The 6,072-nt window shown below is 38.4% G+C and carries 5 protein-coding genes; all 5 read left to right on the top strand.

The window, feature by feature from the left end; genetic code table 11:
* A partial coding sequence (locus ACOVO2_RS07445; RefSeq protein WP_421769366.1) for a phosphatidylserine decarboxylase occupies nucleotides 1-303 on the top strand: 303 nt, incomplete at its 5' end.
* Between the two features lie 47 nt (nucleotides 304-350).
* On the top strand, nucleotides 351-701 hold the full coding sequence (locus ACOVO2_RS07440; RefSeq protein WP_188767239.1) for a YraN family protein: 351 nt from the start codon (nucleotides 351-353) through the stop codon (nucleotides 699-701).
* A gap of 342 nt (nucleotides 702-1,043) precedes the next feature.
* On the top strand, nucleotides 1,044-3,218 hold the full coding sequence (locus tag ACOVO2_RS07435; RefSeq protein ID WP_421769365.1) for a TonB-dependent receptor: 2,175 nt from the start codon (nucleotides 1,044-1,046) through the stop codon (nucleotides 3,216-3,218).
* A 142-nt stretch (nucleotides 3,219-3,360) separates the two neighbouring features.
* Nucleotides 3,361-3,999, top strand: coding sequence for a hypothetical protein (locus ACOVO2_RS07430; RefSeq protein WP_421769364.1), 639 nt, complete (start codon nucleotides 3,361-3,363; stop codon nucleotides 3,997-3,999).
* Between the two features lie 4 nt (nucleotides 4,000-4,003).
* Nucleotides 4,004-6,072, top strand: a 2,069-nt coding sequence (locus ACOVO2_RS07425) for a histidine kinase (protein ID WP_421769363.1), incomplete at its 3' end; no start/stop codon positions are given.

Below are 6,072 nucleotides of genomic sequence, written 5' to 3'. Positions count from 1 at the left end.
TATCACGCAGGAAAATATTTGGTTGCTTGGCACCCAAAATCAAGCACCGAAAACGAACGCACGACAATCGTGGTGAAACACCACAACGGCACAGAGGTTTTGTTCCGCCAAATTGCTGGGGCTTTGGCTCGTAGAATTTGCTGGTATGTGAAAGAAGGACAAGCCGTAGAGCAAGGTTCAGAATTTGGTTTTATCAAATTTGGTTCGAGAATTGACATTTTCTTGCCATTAGATGCAAAAATCTTAGTCAATATCGATGATAAACCAGTTGGTGGTGAAACAGTAATTGCAGAATTAATGTAAAATATTTTACACTTTCTGAGGGCAAGTTAGAAACTTGCTCTACAATAATGGCAGAACACAACGAAACAGGCAACAAGGCCGAAGCAATGGCGGCCAAATTCTTGGAAAAGAAAGGTTACGAGATTCTCGACCAAAACTACACGCACGGAAAAGGCGAAATAGATATTGTTGTTCTGAAAGATGGCTGGTTAGTTTTTGTAGAAGTTCGGGCGAGGTCGGAAGTCGCTCATGGCTTTCCCGAACAAACTATCTCGAAAAACAAAGCCAGTCTTATCATTAAAACTGCCGAAAACTACATATACGAGCATGATTGGCACGGAAACGTTCGTTTCGACATCATTGCCATAACCGTGGGCGAGAAATTTGAAATCATGCACTTTGAAGATGCGTTTTTCTAAATAAATCTTAATTCTACATTTTTAGTAACAAAGCATAAATAAGTTGTACATTGATGGAACGCAGATGACACGGATGCAAGCAACGCAGATTCACACGAATTTTTGATTTTTTCATCTGCGAAAATCAGCGTTTCGATAGAATCAGCGTCATCTGCGTTCCATAGTTTAAGACAATTTCCAATGGATAAGTTATTTATTTTCTTTTACTTAGTTCTTAATTTTCTCAACATTTTCACTCCATTATATACTAAGTTTATTCCTCAAAATCAGGCGTTTGTCTGAAAACGCTAATCTAAGGAGCTTTTCAAAAATAAATTTGTGTCATCAAAAAACACAAATCTAATGAAAAAGCTATTACCTCTTTTCTTATTTCAACTCTTATTATTTCCAACCGTTTTTGCCCAAACAACTATCAAGGGCAAAGTAACCGACCGTAAAGGTGAAGCTCTGCCGAGTGCCAATGTTTTCGTAAAGGGCAGCTACGATGGTGCAACCAGTGATTTAGATGGCAATTTTACATTTAAAACTTCTCAGAAAGATACCGCAACGATTTCGGCAAGTTTTGTGGGCTATGAACCTTTTGAGCAGAAAATAAAATTAGATAAACCAAACGTAGAAGTAAACATCAAGTTGGAAGAAGCCATGAATGTGCTGAATACCGTGACAATTACGGCAGGAACATTCGAGGCATCGGACAGCAAAAAAATGGTGATGCTAAAACCTCTCGACATCGTTACAACCGCAGGTGGTGGAGCAGATATTACGGCCGTAATGCAACTTTTGCCAGGCTCTCAACGAGTGGGCGAGCAAGAAGGACTTTTTGTGCGTGGAGGTTCGGCCAACGAAACAAAAACCGTGATTGATGGCATGATTGTACAGAATCCATTTTTTAGTAGTACGCCCGATGTGCCACAACGTGGACGATTCACGCCTTTTATGTTTAAAGGAACTGCTTTCAGCACAGGCGGATATTCAGCACAATACGGTCAGGCACTTTCGTCGGTGCTTTTGTTGCAAACTAAAGACAAAACCGATAATGCCAGCGGCTGGAATCTGAATGCCAATATGGCGGGTATTGGGGCAACTTACACCCACAAGGGCAGTGTTTCGGGGTCGGTTTATTACAGCAATCTTTCGCCTTACTTTAATCTGATTCAGTCGAATATCATTTTTGATAAAATGCCGCAAGGTTTTAGCACTTCGCTAACGGTCAATGAAAATCTGACTAAAAATAGTTCGTTGAAAATCTACGGAACTTATACCGATAATCAATCTACGATTTTGTTTCCATCTTATGAAGAAATTGGCACAAAGTACAAATTTGACCTAAAAAACCGAAACGTTTTCACGAATGGAACTTATCAAGTAAACTTTGATGAAGGACGCTGGATTTTACAAACTGGACTTTCGTACAGCCATAATATCGATAAACTAACAGTAGGTGGCAACGCAGGCGATCGCCTCGATGAGCGTACACAGGTGCGAGCAGTAATGACTCGCTTGTTTGGAAGGAATAATGCCAGTTCGGTTCTGTTTGGCACAGAGTTTCACGCCATAAAAGTCGGAAATATCTATAATCAATATGATTTTAAGTTGAATGAAAATTATGGAACGGCCTTCGTAGAAACCGAACTCTACATCACACCAAAATTGGCAGGAAGATTTGGTTTACGTGGCGAATACACGAATGTGATAAATAAAGCCAATATTGCTCCAAGAATCTCTTTGGCCTACAAAACGGGTCAATACAGTCAAGTTTCGTTGGCGGCGGGGCAGTTTTACCAAACACCAGAGAAAAACTATCTTTATCTCAATCAAAACTTAGATTTTGAGTTGGCCAATCACTTGATTCTGAATTATCAAGTTATCAAAAACGACCGTACATTTCGAGTGGAGGCTTTCAGAAAAGATTATAAAGATTTAGTGCGAGAATACACAACTTTCTACGACCCAAACCCTTATCGTTTCCCGATTGGAAAAACCGACAATAGCGGGTTTGGCTACGCACAAGGCTTCGATGGATTTTTTCGAGACAAGAAAAGTATCAAAAATGGAGATTTTTGGTTCACTTATTCTTTCTTAGATACCAAACGCTTATTCAGAAATTATCAACAAGAAGCTACGCCTACTTTTGCTTCAAAACACAATTTTAGCGTAGTTTACAAGCAATTTCTTGAAAAAATCAGCACAAATGTTGGTGTAACATTCACGCATACAAGCGGGCGACCAAACTATGATTTTGCCACGACGTCATTTTTGCCTACTTACATGAAACCGTTTCAAAACGTGAGCCTTTCGGTGAGCCATATAAAAGTTATCAAAGGCAATTTTGTGGTATTTTATGCGGCGTTGGATAATATTTTTGCTCGAAAAAATGTGTTTGGCTACCGCTATTCGGCTGATGGCAAACAACGCTTTGAAGTAACTCCACCAGTTTACCGAACATTCTTTTTGGGAATTTCGATGAATCTTTCAAAACAACTCGGTAAACCAAAAGAAGCCGATTTGGATAATTAACAAATTTCGCTCTTCCAAAAACGAAGTTTACTCCTCAAAAACAGACATTCGTCGGAAATCAATATTTCAGCAACGAAAGTCCACATAACTTTGAGTCAACAAATCAGAAAAGCTATTTTTAACATTCAAACAATCAATCAAAATGAAACGTATTTTATTTGTAATCAGCCTATTAACATTGGTAATTACCGAAACTTTTGCTCAAAACCCTGCTTATGTATCAGCCATGGAAAAAGCTGTCGGTTTGCTCAGCGAATTTGAAAACACTGAGAACAACAAACAAGCCGTTAGTCAGTTAGAACGCATCGCTGCTGCCGAACCCAAAGAATGGTTGCCGAATTATTGGGCGGCTTATGGCTTAGTAAACTTAAATTATGCCGAAACCGATGCCGATAAAAAAGACATCATTTTAGAAAAAGCTGAAAAGTTTGCTACGGCAGCCGAAAAGCTTCAACCCAATAACGACGAAATTGAAGTACTTAAAGCCTACATTGCCAGTGCAAAAATGGCGGTTTCGCCACAAGAACGCTGGCAAAAATATGGTGGAATCGTAGGAACGGCTTTACAAAATGCAGCAAAGTTAAACCCTGAAAATCCAAGAGTAGCTTTATTGGTTGGACAAGGAGTTTTCTACACGCCAGAAGCTTTTGGTGGCGGAAAGAAAAAATCAGAGCCAATTTTACAAGATGCAATCAATAAATTTACGAAATTCAAACCCGCATCAAGCATTGCACCAAATTGGGGCGAAAGAGTTGCTAAATGGATGCTTTCTCAGATATAAAAAAATGAACTCATCAGCGACATACATAAAAGAAGTGAATGCTGAGGGAATAAAAAACCTTCAACTCACTACTTTCTCAGGCGATATCGAACTCATTGGAACTGAAGAAAGTGTTTTAAAAATCGAAATTTTTGCTTCTGTCAGAAGTTTACTGACATTATTCCTAAATAGTGAAAGATTAGATTCGATTGACTCAGAAATTAATCCTGTAAGCATCGAAAAAATCGGCGAAACACTTAATGTTTTCTCAAAACCCAATTATTTTCACCCATACAACTGGTTTAATTTTCAGAAAACATCTTTCAGAATTTCGTTGCCGAAACACATCTTAGCAAATGCTAAAACTTACGGTGGAAATATTTACTTGAAAGACCTCGACTCTAATCATATTTTCACGACTTGGGGGGGGAATATACTGATCAATGACTCAAAAGGTATTTTTAGAGGTAAAACAATGGGAGGTAATTTAGAAATCAATAATTGTAATGCTACTATTGATGCCAAAACTTGGGGAGGAAAAGTATTTTTATCTGAAAATGATGGTGATATAGTTGTAAAAACACTCGGTGGAAATATTAAAATAAAAAATCAAAAAGGGAAAGTCCATGCCAGTACTTCAGGCGGAAATATCTCAGGTGATGGCTTAAAAGGCGAACTTCAATGCTCAACTTGGGGAGGGAATATCAAATTATATGGCATCGAAGGCGATATTGGAGCAAGCACCAAAGGAGGAAATATTGAAGCTGAAATAAAGTCGGTCAACAAATATGTTTGGCTCGATACTTCGGGTGGAAATATAAAAGTTGCCTTACCCCTCAACCAAGCCATCGATCTTGATATTTCAAGTTCAAGAGTTGTTGTTCCATCACTTCAAAATTTTGAAGGCTACCGAACCCAAGACCAACTCGTAGGAAAACTCAATGGAGGTGGTCCGACGGTTAAAGTAAAAGGGATTGGCGGAACTATACGCCTATTCGGAGCCTTAGAAAGAGAAGAAAAACCTCAAAATGGTTTTATCAAACGCCAAGAAGCTACTGATAACAAATCAAATTTAGATTTTAATGTTGGTAATTTCATTTTTGGTCTGCTCTTTTGTTTACTCATTACGTACGGCTTGAGTAGTATAGTGTATTTTACATTACAGCTCATTGAACCTCAGAATACATTATCTCGTGTCGATAAGATTGTGTTTTTTTCAAACATTGCCATTAGCTTGAGTGCACATTCGGCCGTGACTACGTTTGTACAGTTATTAGATAACAAGGTTCGTTATCAATCGATCAAATACTTGATAATCATCGCTTTTACATACGTATTGTTGCAGTTTTGTCAATTCTTTCTTAGTATTTTTCAATTAAGCTATGCCGATATGGCATCAAATAGCCTGAGTAGTGATAGAAATTGGTATTTAGCAATTCCTGCCGTTGTCAGTTCTTTGTATTTTTACTATTGGCAACATACTCGACAAATCACTCGCAAGATTTCGGAGCAAGAATATCAGTTACTCAATCTCGAAAAACTCAAAACAACCGCCGAACTTGGAGCTTTACAAGCACGTATCAATCCACATTTTTTATACAATTCACTCAATAGTATTGCAAGTTTGGTGCATTCGGACCCCGATAAGGCCGAAGAAATGACAATTCTTCTATCAAAGCTTTTTAGATATACTACTGACCGAAACAACGAACATTTTAGTAGCATTGCCGACGAACTGGAAATTGTAAAAACCTATCTTTCTATCGAACAAGTGCGTTTTGGTGATAGGTTAAAGTTTTCAACCGAATTAGATAAAAGCCTTGAAGATTTTCAGATTCCGAGGTTTTTATTGCAGCCTTTGGTCGAAAATGCCATCAAACATGGTATTGCGAAGGTTTCTGGAGAAGGACGAATTGAGGTAAAAATCTACCAAAAAGATGAATCAATTATTCTTTCGGTACATGATTCGGGAAAACCTTTTCCCGAAGAAATGGCATCAGGTTACGGTCTGCGGAGCATCAACGATAAACTTAAACTGATTTACGGCAAAGATGCACAAGTGGAAATTCAGAACAACGACGAATATAAAGCGGT

Source organism: Emticicia sp., from assembly GCF_049241225.1.
Classification (GTDB): Bacteria; Bacteroidota; Bacteroidia; order Cytophagales; family Spirosomataceae; genus Emticicia.
Note: the sequence above shows the minus strand (reverse complement) of the source record. Positions and strands in the feature narration are given on the sequence as shown.

What these genes read in the sequence shown, in the direction of transcription:
- ACOVO2_RS07440 (WP_188767239.1), top strand. Translation starts at nt 351, where the DNA reads ATGGCAGAACACAACGAAACAGGCAACAAGGCCGAAGCAATGGCGGCC.
- ACOVO2_RS07435 (WP_421769365.1), top strand. Translation starts at nt 1,044, where the DNA reads ATGAAAAAGCTATTACCTCTTTTCTTATTTCAACTCTTATTATTTCCA.
- ACOVO2_RS07430 (WP_421769364.1), top strand. Translation starts at nt 3,361, where the DNA reads ATGAAACGTATTTTATTTGTAATCAGCCTATTAACATTGGTAATTACC.